We start from the raw sequence: 13,940 nt of genomic DNA on the forward strand, positions 1-13,940 counted from the left end.
GCCGGGCCTTTTTTGCCTTCGTGGTCTCTCTCTCCAGCGTCATTCCGGGCTCGATGCTGCGCATTGCCCTGGAATGACGGGCTACTTCCCCGTGAACACCGCCTTGCGCTTCTCGATGAAGGCCTGAACCGCCTCCTTGTGATCGGCCGTCGTGGTGAGGCGGACCAGCCGTTCGGCTTCGTGGTCGCGCGCCGTTTCGAAATCGAACAGCAGGGCCTCGTCGAGATTGTCCTTCATGTAGCGCAGGGCCAGGCGCGGGCCTTCGGCCAGCGACTTGGCGAGCGCGAAGGCTTCGGTCTGCAATTTGTCGTCGGGCACGACGCGGTTGACGAGGCCGATCGCTTCGGCGCGCGCGGCATCGACGCGATCACCCGTGAACATCAGTTCGCGTGCCCGCGCGGTGCCGACGAGGCGGGTGAGCAGCCAGGCGATGCCGTAATCTCCGGAGAGCGCGATGCGGGCATAGCCGGTCGCAACGAAGGCAGATAGCGCGGCAATGCGGATGTCGCAGGCCATGGCGATGGCGAGCCCGGCGCCGACCGCGGGCCCGGGCAGGGCGGCGATGGTCGGCTTGCGCACCGACACCAGCGCGCCGGTCAGCAGCCGTTGTCGCTCCTGGAGATCGGCGACCCTGTCGTCGAAGGACATGTCGAGCTTTGCCTTGTCGCGATGCGCGCCCATGCCCTTGACGTTGCCGCCGGCGCAGAAGGCCTCGCCCGCGCCGGTGAGCAGCAGGGCGCCGACAGCGGGATTCTCGCCGCAGGCCCGGATCATCGTGCGCAGCGCGGGCGTCAGCGCATCCGAAAGCGAGTTGCGCGCCTCCGGCCGGTTCAGCGTGATGATGGCGACGCGGTCGCGGATGACGCAGAGGAGCTCGTGGGTACCGGTGTCGATGGTGGTTTCCGTGGTCATGGCTTCTCCCTTCCTTCGTCATTGCGTGCCAACGGGTCCGCGCGAAGCGCGGCCCGATGACAGGCTCCGCGAAACAATCCAGAATCTTCCGTGGGGACAGTCCGGATTGCCTCGTCGCTTCGCTCCTCGCAATGACGGATGTTGTTGGCTCGGTTCAAAACTTCTCCACCCAGGGTCGCAGCTCCAGCTCCCAGCTCCAGGCGCTGCGCGGCTGCTGCAACACATTCCAGTAGCTCTGCGCGATCGCGTCGGGATCAAGCATCGAATCCGGCTTGTCCGCCGGTTCGCTTCGCGCGGCACTCCTGATGCCGCCGTCGACGACGAAATGCGCGACATGGATGCCTAGCGGCGACAATTCGCGCGCCATGCTCTGCGCGAGCCCCCGCAGCGCGAACTTGCCCATCGCGAACGGGGCCGACTGCGCATACCCCTTGACGCTGGCCGAAGCCCCGGTGAACAGGATCGCGCCATGCTTGTTCGGCAGCATGCGCTTGGCTGCCTGCTGAGCAACCAGGAAGCCGCCATAGGCGCTGACCGCAATCGCCTGCGCAACGTCGGCCGGAATGAGGTCGACGAGCGGCCCGCGCGTGCGGCCGCTGGCGTTGTAGACGACGAGGTCCGGCGTTCCGATCTCGCGCTCGACGAGCCCGAACAGCCGCTCGACCTCCTCGGGATCGGTGGCGTTGCAGGCATAGGCTTTCGCGCCGGTCTCGGCGCAGAGCGCGCCCAGCTTCTCGATCTTGCGCGCAGCAAGGGCGACGCGAATGTTCTGGGCTGAGAGCAGCCTCGCCAGCGACGCGCTCAGGCCTTCGCCGACGCCGACGATGAGGGCGATCTTGTATGTTGGGTGTTCCATGGCGCGATCTCTCGGAAAGGGGAGCCGTTGATCTAGGCATGGTCGGTGCGGACAACCAGCCGAAGCGTTGGGCCGCGCGATCACAGTTCCGCAGAGCGAATTGCTCCTCCGCGGCGATCATGCCGCCCTGACAATTTGCGGCTTTATCGCTATCCGCGCCTGGAGCATGATCGACATCATCGAGCGCGGCAAGCCCTAAGAATTGCCGTCGGACGGAAACGAAGAGGACGATCATGCACAAGCCGGTCACAGCGCAGCCACAAGATATCGCGGCCGCACCATCCGGCCTGCTGGCGCCCGATACGTCAGGCATGAATTTCTACCGTGCCGATCCGGCGCTGACGGACCTGCTCCGCATCCATCTACCGGACCATCTGTTCCGCCACATCGAGCCGCATCTCGATCGTCTCGGCGAGCTCGCCGGCGGCCGGCTCGACGAATGCGCGCGGCTTGCCGACCGGCACACGCCCATTCTGCACCAGCGCGACAAGTTCGGCCGCGACGTGCAGTGGATCGAATACCATCCGGCCTATCGTGAGCTGGAGAACGCCGCGTTCGGCGAATTCGGCATCCACGCGCTCTCGATCCGCAAGGGCATCATGGGCTGGCCGGACAAATATCCCGTGGTGGCCAAGCACGCCTTCACCTTCCTGTTCAACCAGACCGAATTCGGCATGGGCTGCCCGATCAACGTCACGGATGGCTGCGCAAAGCTGCTGGCGAACTTCGGCAGCGACGCGCTGAAAGCGAAGTATCTGGATGGTCTGACCTCGACCGACATGAGCAAGCTGACTCAGGGCGGCCAGTTCATGACCGAGAAGGAGGGCGGCTCCGACGTCGGCACGCTGACCACGCGCGCGGTGCAGGAGGGTGACCATTGGCGCCTCTATGGCGAAAAATGGTTCTGCTCGAACGCCGATGCCAAGGTGGTGATGCTGCTCGCGCGCCCCGAAGGGGCGGGCCCCGGCACGCGCGGCGTCGGCCTGTTCCTGATGCCGCGCTTCCTCGACGACGGCACGCAGAACCACTACCGGATCGTGCGCCTCAAGGACAAGCTCGGCACGCGCTCGATGGCATCTGGTGAGATCAAGCTCGAAGGCGCCATCGCCCATGCCGTCGGCAAGCTCGACCGCGGCTTCGTGCAGATGGCGGAGATGGTGAACTCGTCCCGCCTCTCCAACGGCGTCAAATCCGCCGCGCTGATGCGCCGCGCCTATCATGACGCGATGACCGTGGCGAAGAACCGCGTGGTGTTCGGTCAACGCATCATCGATCTGCCCCTCGGGCGACGACAGATGCTGAAGATCATGCTGCCGGTCGAGCAGGCGCTGTCGATGAGCTTCTTGACGGCGGATGCGCTCGATCGCGCCGAAGCGGGCAGTCAGGATGCGGCGGCGCTCCTGCGCATCCTCACCCCGACGCTGAAATTCCGCGCCACGCGCGATGCGCGAAAGGTCTGCGGCGATGCGCTCGAGATGCGCGGCGGCATCGGCTATATCGAGGAGTTCGCCACCGCCCGCCTGCTGCGCGATGCCCATCTTGGGTCGGTCTGGGAAGGCACCGGCAACATCGTCGCGATCGACGCGCTCCGTCGCGCGGTCGGCCGTCATGGAGCGGAATCTGCGCTATCAGCTGATCTTCATGCCCGGCTCGATGACAGTCCGTCCGTGCCGCAGGCCTGGCGCGACAGGCTGCGCGGCCTGGTCGATCGTGCCGTGGGTTTTGCGCGCGAGGTCGCCGGAAAGGCCGAGAACGAGGCGGATGCGCGTCGCGCCACGAGCGTCCTCTATCACGTCGCCAGCGCCGTGGCATTCGCCTGGGAGGCGCATCGCATCCACGCCATGCGCGGCGACGCGCGCCGCTTGCTGCTGTCACGCCTCGTGATCGATCATCGCGTGCTGCCGAGCGATCCGTTCCGGCTGGCGGAAAATACCGCGCAAGCGCAGATTGCCGCGCTGCTGCTTGGCGACAGCGCGGCCGGCATGAGCGAGGTTGGCGAACTGGTTCTGGCGGCGTAGGCTGCGCTCCACGTCAAACCATAAAAGCGCGATAGGGAGTGCTCGATGAAGGCCGCCGTCCTCTACGAAGTCAACCAGCCGCTCGTCATCGAGGACATCAGCCTGCCGAAGCCCGGCCCGCGCGAGGTGTTGATCCGCACCGCGGTCGCCGGGCTCTGTCACTCCGACCTGCATTTCATGGAAGGGCTGTATCCGCACCCGCTGCCTGCGGTGCTCGGTCATGAGTCGGCTGGCGTTGTCGAGCAGGTCGGCTCGGATGTGACTTACGTGAAGCCGGGCGATCACGTCGTCACTTGCCTCTCCGTGTTCTGCGGCACCTGCGACAATTGTACAACGGGCCGCACCGTGCTCTGCACCGACACCACGGTGAAGATGCTGCCGGGCGCCTCCAACCGGATGCAGTGGTCGAAGCCCGAGAAGCTGCACCAGTTCCTCAATCTCTCGTCCTTCGCCGAGCAGATGCTCGTGCACGAGAACGCCATCGTCAAGATTCGCAAGGAGATGCCGCTCGATCTCGCCGCGTTGATCGGCTGCGGCGTCATCACCGGGTACGGCGCGGTGGTGAACACGGCGAAGGTGACGGCCGGCGAGACCGTGGCGGTGATCGGCTGCGGCGGCGTCGGCATGGCCGCGATCAACGGCGCGCAGATCGCCGGCGCCGGCCGCATCATCGCCATCGACACCAATCCGGCCAAGCTGCAGCTCGCGACCAAGCTGGGCGCCACCGACATCATCAATCCGGCCGACGGTGACGTCGTGAAGCAGGTGCGCGATCTCACCAATGGCGGCGTGCATCATTCCTTCGAGGTGCTCGGCCGCAAGGAGACCGCCGAGCAGGCTTTCGCGATGCTCGCTTCCGGCGGCACCGCCACCATCGTCGGCATGATCCCGTTCGGTCAGAAGATCGAGCTGCACGGCTTCGACTTCCTGCGCGAGCGCAGGATCCAGGGCTCCTCGATGGGCTCCAATCATTTCCGCGTCGACATGCCGCGCCTGGTCGATTTCTACCTGCGCGGACGACTGCACCTGGAAGACTGGATCTCGGCGAAATTGAAGCTGTCCGAGATCAACGAGGGCTTTGCCAACATGAAAGCCGGCAAGACGCTGCGCAGCGTGATCGTGTTCGACAACTGAGGCATGATCGCCGTCATCGCCCGCGAAGGCGGCGATTCGCATTGCGAGGAGCGCGCAGCGACGAAGCAATCCAGGCTCATTCTGCGGATGTATTTCTGGGTTGCTTCGCTGCGCTCGCAATGGCGAAGACCGCTAATCATCGAACATCCTCGGCGGCTTGAACCCGCCGAATTCGCGCTCGATCAGCTCTGCGAGCTTCAGTGGCGTACGGTCCTCCAGCCAGGGGCCGACGATCTGAACGCCGACCGGCAGGCCGTCGGGCGCAAAGCCGGTCGGGATCGCGGTCGAGGGTAGACCGGGCAGGGTCGCGATGCCCGGCCAGGCGAGCTGGTCGGTGTAGACATGCGCCGTGCCGTCGATGCTGATGCGGCGCTGCTCCTGGTCCGGCGCATGGTCGTGCGGAAAGGCCGGCGTCGGCATCACCGGGCAGATCACCGCATCAAAGCTCTTGAACAGCTCGCGCCATTGCGCGCGCAACCGCGTGCGCCCGCCGTTTGCGGCCTGCCAGTCGCGATGGCTGAGCGCGATGCCGCGCAACCGCTCGGCGGCGAGACTGTTGTCGCTCTCCGGCAGCGCGGCTGCGGCCGCCCTGGCGCCGGCATAGATGTCGGGTGCGAAGGTCGCGCCCAGGAACGACATCAGCATGCGCATATAGAGCCGAGACGACGCGGCAAAATCCGGCAGCAGCGGGCTGCTGCGCCCGATCTTCACGCCTGCCTTGGCGAGCTTGTCTGCGAGCGCGTTGATGCTGCCGCGTACCACGGCGTCGGTCGGCATCACCGGATCGGTGTCGATCACCAGAACGCGGAAATCCCTGAATGCGGTGTGCCTGGCTGGCGGCAGTTCGAGACGGTAGGCGATGCCGGCATCGAGCGGATCGGGTCCCGCCATCACGTCGAGCACGAGCGAGAGATCGACCGCGCTGCGCGCCATCGGGCCGATCACGGAGAGGTCGCGCTCGAACGGCAGAGGCGGCAGTGGCGGCGGCGTGTGGCCGCGCATCGCAACGAGGTTGAAGGTCGGCTTGTGGGCGTAGATGCCGCAATGAAAGGCCGGGACGCGCAGCGAGCCGCCAATGTCCGAGCCGATCGACAGCGGACCGTAGCCTGCGGCGAGGGCTGCCGACGAGCCGCCGGAGGAGCCGCCCGGCGTACGACCGAGATCGTAGGGGTTGTTGGTGGTGCCGTAGATGTCGTTGTAGCTCTGCCAGTCGCCGAGCCCGAGCGGCACGTTGGTCTTGCCGATCACGATCGAGCCGGCGTCCTTCACCCGCGTGACCGGCAGCGCGTCCTCCTTGGCGATGAAGTCCTTTTGCGCGGGAATGCCCCAGGTCGTCGGCAGGCCGGCGACGTTGTAGGATTCCTTCACCGTCATGGGCAGGCCGAGCAGCGGCTTGCGCTCGCCGCGCGCCAGCGCCGCGTCCGCCGCGCGTGCTGCCTCAAGCGCGCGATCGAAATCGCGCACGCAGATCGCGTTGATCCTGCCGTCGTGCCGTTCGATGCGCTCGATCGCATCCCGTGTGAGCTCGACCGCCGAGACCTTCTTTGCGGTCAGTGCAGCAGACAGCTCGACCGCGCTCTTGAAACTCCATTCCGATTTGGCCACGCCGCATCTCCCTTTCTTTGTCGAAGGATGATGCGCAGTCTGGCCGAATGCCGCAACCGACGTTTGATCGCGCTTGCCATGCGACGGACTGCAGAAGCTACGCCGCCCCGATCACGATGCCCACCGCCAGCACGATGGCGCCGCCGAGCACGATCTGGAACACGGCCTGGAGGAACGGCGTGTCCATGTAGCGCGAGCGGATGAAGGCGATCGCCCACAATTCGAAGAACACGACGACGCAGGCGATTGCCGTCGCGATCCAGAACGCGTTGGCCCAGCTGTCGGGCACCAGATAGGGCGCGGTGTGGCCGAGGCCGCCGAGCGTCGTCATCGCGCCGCAGGTGATGCCGCGCAGCCAGGGCGAGCCTCGTCCCGTGAGCGAACCGTCATCGGATAGCGCTTCTGCAAAGCCCATGCTGATGCCAGCGCCGATCGAAGCGGCGAGGCCGACCAGGAAGGTCTGCCAGTTCTGGTGCGTGGCGAAGGCGGCCGCGAACAGCGGCGCCAGTGTCGAAACCGATCCGTCCATCAGGCCGGCGAGGCCCGGTTGCACATATTGCAGCACGAACATGCGCCGCCGCGTCCGGTCCTCCTCGGCGCGCACGTCGGGCTTGAGGATCTCGTCGGTCAGCCTGGCTGCGGTATGCTCGTGGTTCTTCTCGGCTTCGGCGAGATCGCCGAGCAGCCGGCGCACGTTGACATCCTCGGCCTGCTCGGCCGCCTTGGCGTAGAAGCGCTCGGCCTCGAGCTCCATGGTCTCGACTTCCTTCCGGATCGTGTCGAGCGGCAGGTTCTTGGTCAGCCAGATCGGGCGGCGGCGCAGGAAGCCCTTGACGTCCTCTCGCCGGATCGGCGGCAGATGCTGGCCGAAGCGCTGCTCGTACAATTCCAGCAGCATGTGACGATGGCCGCGCTCCTCCTCGGCCATCTGCTCGAACAGTTTCGCCGAGTCCGGGTAGCGCTCCTTCAGATCCTCGGCGAAGGTCATGTAGATGCGGCTGTCCTCCTCCTCGGAGGAGATTGCGACCGCGAGCACCTCGCGCTCGGTGAGATCGGCAAAAGTCTTCACGGCGGGCCTGTTCTCAATTTAGAATGGTTCTAAATTATACAGGTCGCGGGCGTTCCCGGTCAAATCAGGCCGTGCCGGCCCTGGCGAGGAAATCGAGCAGCAGCCGGCTCACCTCGGCCGGCTGCTCCTGCTGCACCCAGTGTCCGGCGCCGTCGACGAGATGGCAGCCGAGCATCTTTGTGCAGGCGCGCGCCTGCATCGTTTCGAACACGCCCGGACGCTGATAAGTGCCCCAATCCTGCTTGCCTGCGATGAAGCAGGAGGGCACGTCGATGCTGCGCCCCGCGAACAATTGCATCTCGTTGTTCAGCGTCCCCGACGTGCCGTAGCGATACCATTGCAGCCCGCCCTGGAATCCGGTGCGGCAATACTCGGCGCTGTAATAGGCAAGCTCGCCCTCAGGCAGCCATTGGTTGGCGGCGATCGCGGCCGGCGACGGCATCTCCTTCGCAACCGTCTCCGCCATCGTCTCCTTCTGGTCCATGACGTAATAAGTCGGCAGCTTCGCCAGCTCCTGCGCCGACCACGATTGCAGCGGATACGGCTTGTTGTCGGCCCAGTCCGCGCTCTTGTGATGATAATAGGCACGGAGGAAATCATGCACGCCTTGCGGCGCCTGCTGCATGTCGGCATTGGCCTCGCGTGTCGAATAGTACCATTGGTAGTGTTTGCGCGGCCGCGGTAGCGCCGCGAGGTCGCGATGCACGGGGTCTTCGATCGCAGGCGTGGCCGGCGCATCGACTGTGCCAAACGGCAGCGGCGGCGGGCCCCCGAACGGCGCGCTCATCATCGTCACCGAACGAAACACGTCCGGCCTGATCAGCGCACACCACGCCGCGACCGGGCTGCCGAAATCGTGCCCAACCACATCGACCTGTCGGTAACCGAAGGCCGACACCAGGGCGACCGCATCGCGCACGAGGTTGAGGAGCGAGAACGGCGCGAGATCGCCGTCGTAATCCGCACTCCATCCGGTCGTCCGGCCATAGCCGCGCTGGTCCGGCGCGATCACGTGGTAGCCGGCCGCAGCTAGCGCCGGCATCACCTTGCGCCAGGAGAAGGCAAGCTCGGGAAAGCCGTGCAGCAGGAGGACGCAAGGTCGGCCCTTGGTCTCGAAGCCGGCCTCCAACACATGTACGCGCAGGCCGTTGATGCCGTCGACATAACGCGAGCGGATGCCGGCGGGCAGGGGAATGTCGGGGAGTGCGGTCATCGTTTCCTCCGTGAGGCCGTCTCTTACCCTGCCCTGGAGGGGGAGGGTCGATCGCGCGAAGCGCGAGCGGGGTGGGGTGATCTCTCAACACGGGGAGCGTCTAACGCGGATAGACCACCACCCCACCCCGGTTCTCATTCCGCTTCGCTGAATGCGAACTGATCGTCCCCCTCCAGGGGAGGATGGGAGTTCGCGGCGCGAGCCGCGCTGGATTACACCGCAGCGCAGACGAACCCGTTGCCCTTGCGCCTGATCTTTCCCACCGACGGTGACGGAAAATGCGCGGTGCAGCACAGCGTGTCGGTGTCGCAATAGCGCTCCAGGAAGCTGCGGCGCGTCTTCGCCGCCGCGGCCGGATCGACGTCGAACTTGATCGACAGCTCCGGATGGAGCGTCTGCAGCGGTGAGTGCATGAGGTCGCCGGAAAACACCGCATCGTCCTTGCTGCGGCCCATCGTGATGGCGATATGGCCCGGCGTGTGGCCGGGCGTCGGCAGGATGCGCACGTGGTCGCCGATCTGGTGATCGTTGCCGACGAGCTCGTGGCGCCCTGCCTCGACCACCGGCAATACGCTGTCGACGAAGGGCGGGATCTCCGTCTTCGCGTTCTGCGCCGACCAGTGATCGAATTCCTGTCTGGCGAAGACGTAGCGCGCCTTGGGGAAGGTCGGCACCCAGCGGCCGTTCAGCAGCCGCGTGTTCCAGCCGACGTGGTCGACATGCAGATGCGTGCACATCACGAAGTCGATGTCGTCGACTGTGAAGCCGGCGGCGCCGAGCGCACGCAGATAGGCGTCGTCGGTCTTCATGTTCCATTTCGGCCGCTGCGGCCGCGGCTTGTCGTTGCCGATGCAGCTGTCGATCAGGATGGTGTGGTGCGGAGTCTTCACGACGTAGGACTGGAAGCAGAGCAGCAGCACATCCTGCTCGTCCAGCGCCCTTGCCTCGCGCATCCAGCCCCGGTTCTCGGCCAGCACTTCCGCTGTCAATCCCGGCAGCATCTCCAGCGCCGGGACGAACGATGTTTCCTGCTCGATGACGCGATGGATGGTGAGATCGCCGACCGAAAACTTGAGGCTCATGAGAACTCCGCGGGTTATGCCGCCGGCGGGACCGAGATCTTAACGGAAGGCCGCTCCAGCATCTTCTGGTGGAAGGCATCGAGCTTCGGATAGGCCTTGCGCCAGCCGCAATCGGCGAAGCGGAAGTCGGCATAGCCGAGCACGCAAACGAGGCCGATCTGCGAGATGTCGAACGGGCCGTTCAGCACCTCCGGCATGTTCTCGAAACGCGCCATGCCGGTCCAGGCCCTGTTCCAATGGTCGTCCGACCAGGCCTGCCATTGCAGGCCTTGCGGGCGCACCATCTTCTCGTAGCGGCACAGCAGCATGGAATCGAGCATGCCGTTGATCAGGGAGTGGTTGGTCTTCGCCTTCCAGCGCCGCGGGCCGTAATCCGGGATCAGGCTGCCGCCGGCCATCTCGTTGAGATATTCGACGATGACGTAGGAATCCAGGATGACGTCCCCGTCGTTGGTGATCAGCACCGGCAGCTTCTTCAGCGGCGTGATGCGCGAATAGTCCTCGTTGGCGGTGCCCGGCGTGACCGCCGCGGGCACGAACTCGATCTTGTCGATCAACCCGAGCTCGATCGCGGCAATGCGCACCTTGCGGGCGAAGGGTGAGGCGGGGGAGAAGGTGAGCTTCATGGAGAGTATCCCACAATTGAACGTTTTGCTTCGTCATTGCGAGGAGCGAAGCGACGAAGCAATCCAGAGTGTCGCCGCAGAGGGATTCTGGATCGCTTCGCTTCGCTCGCAATGACGTGGAGAGGGCCGGAGCGCCCTAAGCCGCGATGATCTCCTGGCGCTGCTCGCCGAGCCCTTCGATGCCGAGCGTGACGACGTCGCCGACATTGAGGAAGGTCGGCGGCTTCATGCCGAGGCCGACGCCGGGCGGGGTGCCGGTGGTGACGATGTCGCCGGGCAAGAGCGTCATGAACTGCGAGACATAGGAGATGCACTTGGCCATGGAGAAGATCATGGTCTTGGTCGAGCCGGTCTGGCGGCGCTGGCCGTTGACGTCGAGCCACATCGACAGGTTCTGCACGTCCTTGATCTCGTCCTTGGTCGCGAGCCACGGCCCGAGCGGGCCGAACGTGTCGTGCGACTTGCCCTTGGTCCACTGGCCGAGGCGCTCGATCTGGAAGGCGCGCTCGGAGACGTCATTGCAGACGCAGTAGCCGGCGACATGGTTGAGTGCGTCGGCTTCCGAGACGTATTTCGCACGGGTGCCGATGATCGCTGCGATCTCGACCTCCCAGTCGAGCTTGGTGGAGCCGCGCGGCTTTTCGACCGGATCGTTCGGGCCCGACAGCGAAGTGTTGGCCTTCATGAAGATGATCGGCTCGCTCGGAATCTCGGCGCCGGTCTCCTTGGCATGGTCGCTGTAGTTGAGACCGATCGCAACGAATTTCGAGATTCCGGTGACGGGCGCGCCGAACCGCGGCTTGCCGGACACGGCGGGCAGCGAGGCGGGATCGAGCGCCGCCAGCTTCTTCAGCGATTCCGGCGAATAGGCCTCGCCGGTGAGGTCCTTCACATGCGCCGACAGGTCGCGCAATTGGCCGGATTTGTCGATCAGGCCGGGCTTTTCCGCACCCTTCTCGCCGTAACGAACAAGCTTCATTCTCGTTTCTCCCTGGAAATTGGACCGATCGGTTAACAGCTTCATGGAACAGGGCGGCCGGAAATTCAACCGTTCAGAACAGGGATCACCCCAGCGCCACGAACCTGAACGCCTCGCCCTCGCGCCTGATGTGTCCAGCCGAAAAGTGCCCGCCGATCACCAGCGTCGGCGTATCCGCAAAGCGGCCGAATAGGGCCGCCCTCGTCGCGGCGGATTGCGCCTGGTCGGAATCGGCGGTCGAGGACCAGTCGAGATGCGCCATCTGGCAGGGATGGTGCGCAACGTCGCCGGTGAGCAGGGCCTGCTCGCCGTCCGACTGGATCAGAATGCTCATATGGCCGGGGCTGTGGCCCGCGGTCGGGATCATGCTGATCTCGTCGCAGAGCCGGTGATCGCTTGAGACCAGATCGGCCTTGCCGGCATCGACGATCGGCTGCACGGAATCGGCGAACACGGCCTGCTTGTCGGGCTCGGTCGAATGGTCGCGCCAATGTTCGTATTCGCTCTTGCCGAAGACGTAGCGCGCCTTCGGGAAGGTCGGCACCCATTTGCCGCCGGACAGCTTCGTATTCCAGCCGACGTGATCGACATGAAGATGCGTGCACAATACGGTGTCGATGCTGTCGGGCGGAAAGCCCGCCACCGTCATCGTCTCCAGAAACGGCGTGCTGCGGTTGTTCCAGGTCGGGACGTTGCGGCCCTGCTTGTCGTTGCCAAGGCCGGTATCGACCACGATCCGCTTGCCGGGCGTCTCCACCACCAGCGAATGGATCGACATTTTCAACCGGCCTTCTTCGGTGGCGAAATGCGGGGTCAGCCAGGGCAGCTTGCAGATTTCCTCATTGGTCGCGAGCGGCAGGATGAAGCGGGTCGAGCCGACCGTCTCCAATTCCACCACTTTGGTGATTTTGACCCTGCCCACCTTCCACTGCATCCGCTATCCTCCCTTCTTGCTGTTATGGTGCCGGAACATGCGGTTTTCCGCCACCAAGCGCAATGGATCATCTGACGCGATGCGGCGTTATCGCGGGAACCGAGGAAGACGCCGAAGAGAGAGCCATGCCCGAACTGACGATTTCCGCTGAGAAGGTCGCCTTCATCATCGAGAAGGCGCGCGAATTCGACGTCAAGGAGGGGGAGTCCGATCCGGATTCCGGCTCGAACCCGAGCGATGACGATGCGCTCGATGTTCTCGAGGATGATGGCTCCGACCCTGTGGTCAACGAGCTTGGAAGCTTCATGATCGCCTTGAACGAGGACGAGCAGGTTGATCTCGTCGCGCTGACCTGGCTTGGTCGCGGCGACGGCACGATCGATGATTGGGACGATCTGCGGGCCCGCGCCGTCGAGGCGCGGGGTGAGTATCGCAGCCCGCGACGTGAAACGGTGCACTATCTGCTCGGCGATCCCATGCTGGGCGACCTGCTCGCCAACGGGCTCGAGGAGTTCGGCATCGACTGGACCGGCGAGCGCACCACGGCCGATTCGTCCGGTCCCAGCCAGCAGGACGAAGACGAGCCGACCAAGCAGCGGTGATGCTGGACGCGTGCTCTCTCCCCGCAGGGGAGAGAGCAGGGGCAGGTCAGAGCGTCCCCGGGAACGCACCACCATCCAGCAGGATGTTCTGCCCGGTGATGAAGCCGGCCTTGGCGCCGCACAGGAAGGCGCAGGCATAGCCGAACTCGTCGGGCTGGCCGAAGCGGCCGGCCGGGTTGAGCTTGGCGCGCTCGGCCAGGATCTGCTGCGGCGTGACGCCGCGCTTGTCGGCTTCGCCCTTTGCGGTGGTGGTGAGGCGATCGGTCTCGAACGGGCCCGGCAGCAGGCCGTTGATGGTGACGTTGTTGATCACCGTCTTGCGCGACAGGCCGGCGATGAAGCCGGTGAGGCCGGCGCGCGCGCCGTTGGAGAGGCCGAGGATGTCGATCGGCGCCTTCACCGCCGCCGAGGTGATGTTGACGATGCGGCCGAACTTGCGATCCATCATGCCGTCCACAGTCGATTTGATCAGTTCGATGGGAGTGAGCATGTTGGCGTCGATCGCCTTGATCCAGTCGTCGCGGGTCCAGTTGCGGAAATCGCCGGGCGGCGGGCCGCCGGCATTGTTGATCAGGATATCCGGCTCGGGGCAGGCCTTCAGCACCGCCTCGCGTCCGGCCGGCGTCGTGATGTCGCCGACGATCTCGGTGACCGTCACCTCGGGATAGGCTTTGCGGATCTCATCGGCCGTTTTCTTCAGCGCTTCGGCGCCTCGCGCCGTCAGCGTGACATGAACGCCGGCCTCCGCCAGCGAGAAGGCGCAGGCGCGCCCGAGGCCTTTGCTGGATGCGCAGACGATGGCGCGGCGACCCTTGATCCCAAGATCCACTGTTTCACTCCGTGATGTCAGGCAGTTTTGGACGGCGGCCACCTTAGCCAACTGTGGCGCCGCTGATAAGGGAGACGATCG

General features: G+C 65.1%; 13 protein-coding genes. 3 read left to right on the forward strand and 10 right to left on the reverse strand.

Annotated features, from left to right (window positions below; all coding sequences use genetic code 11):
- Positions 1-81 precede the first annotated feature (81 nt).
- Positions 82-912 carry an enoyl-CoA hydratase gene (locus ASG57_RS16340; protein WP_024338947.1) on the reverse strand — a complete coding sequence of 277 codons (831 nt, stop codon included), beginning with the start codon at positions 910-912 and terminating at the stop codon, positions 82-84.
- A gap of 154 nt (positions 913-1,066) precedes the next feature.
- Positions 1,067-1,768, reverse strand: a complete 702-nt coding sequence (locus tag ASG57_RS16345) for an SDR family NAD(P)-dependent oxidoreductase (protein WP_024338946.1) — start codon at positions 1,766-1,768, stop codon at positions 1,067-1,069.
- Between the two features lie 233 nt (positions 1,769-2,001).
- Here ASG57_RS16345 and ASG57_RS16350 point away from each other — a divergent pair, with 233 nt between their 5' ends.
- Both ASG57_RS16350 and ASG57_RS16355 read left to right on the forward strand, forming a co-directional pair.
- Positions 2,002-3,786, forward strand: coding sequence for an acyl-CoA dehydrogenase family protein (locus ASG57_RS16350; RefSeq protein WP_024338945.1), 1,785 nt, complete (start codon positions 2,002-2,004; stop codon positions 3,784-3,786).
- Positions 3,787-3,831: 45 nt separating this feature from the next.
- Entirely contained in the window at positions 3,832-4,920 is a 1,089-nt protein-coding gene (locus ASG57_RS16355) for a Zn-dependent alcohol dehydrogenase (protein WP_024338944.1), read from the forward strand.
- Positions 4,921-5,052: 132 nt separating this feature from the next.
- Here ASG57_RS16355 and ASG57_RS16360 read toward each other — a convergent pair whose 3' ends face one another.
- The 7 genes from ASG57_RS16360 to ASG57_RS16390 form a co-directional block, all read right to left on the reverse strand.
- A complete protein-coding gene (locus ASG57_RS16360; protein WP_024338943.1) occupies positions 5,053-6,525 on the reverse strand; it encodes an amidase in 1,473 nt (490 codons plus the stop codon).
- A gap of 97 nt (positions 6,526-6,622) precedes the next feature.
- Positions 6,623-7,594: an iron exporter MbfA gene (gene mbfA / locus ASG57_RS16365; RefSeq protein ID WP_024338942.1), complete on the reverse strand. Its 972-nt coding sequence runs from the start codon at positions 7,592-7,594 to the stop codon at positions 6,623-6,625.
- 64 nt (positions 7,595-7,658) lie between these two features.
- Entirely contained in the window at positions 7,659-8,807 is a 1,149-nt protein-coding gene (locus ASG57_RS16370; RefSeq protein ID WP_024338941.1) for an alpha/beta hydrolase, read from the reverse strand.
- Between the two features lie 212 nt (positions 8,808-9,019).
- Positions 9,020-9,889, reverse strand: a complete 870-nt coding sequence (locus ASG57_RS16375) for an MBL fold metallo-hydrolase (RefSeq protein ID WP_024338940.1) — start codon at positions 9,887-9,889, stop codon at positions 9,020-9,022.
- 14 nt (positions 9,890-9,903) lie between these two features.
- On the reverse strand, positions 9,904-10,515 hold the full coding sequence (locus ASG57_RS16380) for a glutathione S-transferase family protein (RefSeq protein WP_024338939.1): 612 nt from the start codon (positions 10,513-10,515) through the stop codon (positions 9,904-9,906).
- A gap of 136 nt (positions 10,516-10,651) precedes the next feature.
- A complete protein-coding gene (locus ASG57_RS16385) occupies positions 10,652-11,494 on the reverse strand; it encodes a fumarylacetoacetate hydrolase family protein (RefSeq protein ID WP_024338938.1) in 843 nt (280 codons plus the stop codon).
- 85 nt (positions 11,495-11,579) lie between these two features.
- Positions 11,580-12,428, reverse strand: a complete 849-nt coding sequence (locus tag ASG57_RS16390) for an MBL fold metallo-hydrolase (RefSeq protein ID WP_024338937.1) — start codon at positions 12,426-12,428, stop codon at positions 11,580-11,582.
- Between the two features lie 125 nt (positions 12,429-12,553).
- On the opposite strand from ASG57_RS16390, the gene ASG57_RS16395 reads away from it, so the two are divergent.
- Positions 12,554-13,030, forward strand: a complete 477-nt coding sequence (locus ASG57_RS16395; protein ID WP_057196856.1) for a DUF3775 domain-containing protein — start codon at positions 12,554-12,556, stop codon at positions 13,028-13,030.
- A gap of 46 nt (positions 13,031-13,076) precedes the next feature.
- Here ASG57_RS16395 and ASG57_RS16400 read toward each other — a convergent pair whose 3' ends face one another.
- On the reverse strand, positions 13,077-13,859 hold the full coding sequence (locus tag ASG57_RS16400) for an SDR family oxidoreductase (RefSeq protein ID WP_024338935.1): 783 nt from the start codon (positions 13,857-13,859) through the stop codon (positions 13,077-13,079).
- Between the last annotated feature and the right edge of the window lie 81 nt (positions 13,860-13,940).

Origin of the sequence: Bradyrhizobium sp. Leaf396 (assembly GCF_001424605.1) — a bacterium.
In the GTDB taxonomy this organism is placed as follows: Bacteria; Pseudomonadota; Alphaproteobacteria; order Rhizobiales; family Xanthobacteraceae; genus Bradyrhizobium; species Bradyrhizobium japonicum_C.

What these genes read in the sequence shown, in the direction of transcription:
- ASG57_RS16340 (WP_024338947.1), bottom strand. Translation starts at nt 912, where the DNA reads ATGACCACGGAAACCACCATCGACACCGGTACCCACGAGCTCCTCTGC.
- ASG57_RS16345 (WP_024338946.1), bottom strand. Translation starts at nt 1,768, where the DNA reads ATGGAACACCCAACATACAAGATCGCCCTCATCGTCGGCGTCGGCGAA.
- ASG57_RS16350 (WP_024338945.1), top strand. Translation starts at nt 2,002, where the DNA reads ATGCACAAGCCGGTCACAGCGCAGCCACAAGATATCGCGGCCGCACCA.
- ASG57_RS16355 (WP_024338944.1), top strand. Translation starts at nt 3,832, where the DNA reads ATGAAGGCCGCCGTCCTCTACGAAGTCAACCAGCCGCTCGTCATCGAG.
- ASG57_RS16370 (WP_024338941.1), bottom strand. Translation starts at nt 8,807, where the DNA reads ATGACCGCACTCCCCGACATTCCCCTGCCCGCCGGCATCCGCTCGCGT.
- ASG57_RS16375 (WP_024338940.1), bottom strand. Translation starts at nt 9,889, where the DNA reads ATGAGCCTCAAGTTTTCGGTCGGCGATCTCACCATCCATCGCGTCATC.
- ASG57_RS16380 (WP_024338939.1), bottom strand. Translation starts at nt 10,515, where the DNA reads ATGAAGCTCACCTTCTCCCCCGCCTCACCCTTCGCCCGCAAGGTGCGC.
- ASG57_RS16385 (WP_024338938.1), bottom strand. Translation starts at nt 11,494, where the DNA reads ATGAAGCTTGTTCGTTACGGCGAGAAGGGTGCGGAAAAGCCCGGCCTG.
- ASG57_RS16390 (WP_024338937.1), bottom strand. Translation starts at nt 12,428, where the DNA reads ATGCAGTGGAAGGTGGGCAGGGTCAAAATCACCAAAGTGGTGGAATTG.
- ASG57_RS16395 (WP_057196856.1), top strand. Translation starts at nt 12,554, where the DNA reads ATGCCCGAACTGACGATTTCCGCTGAGAAGGTCGCCTTCATCATCGAG.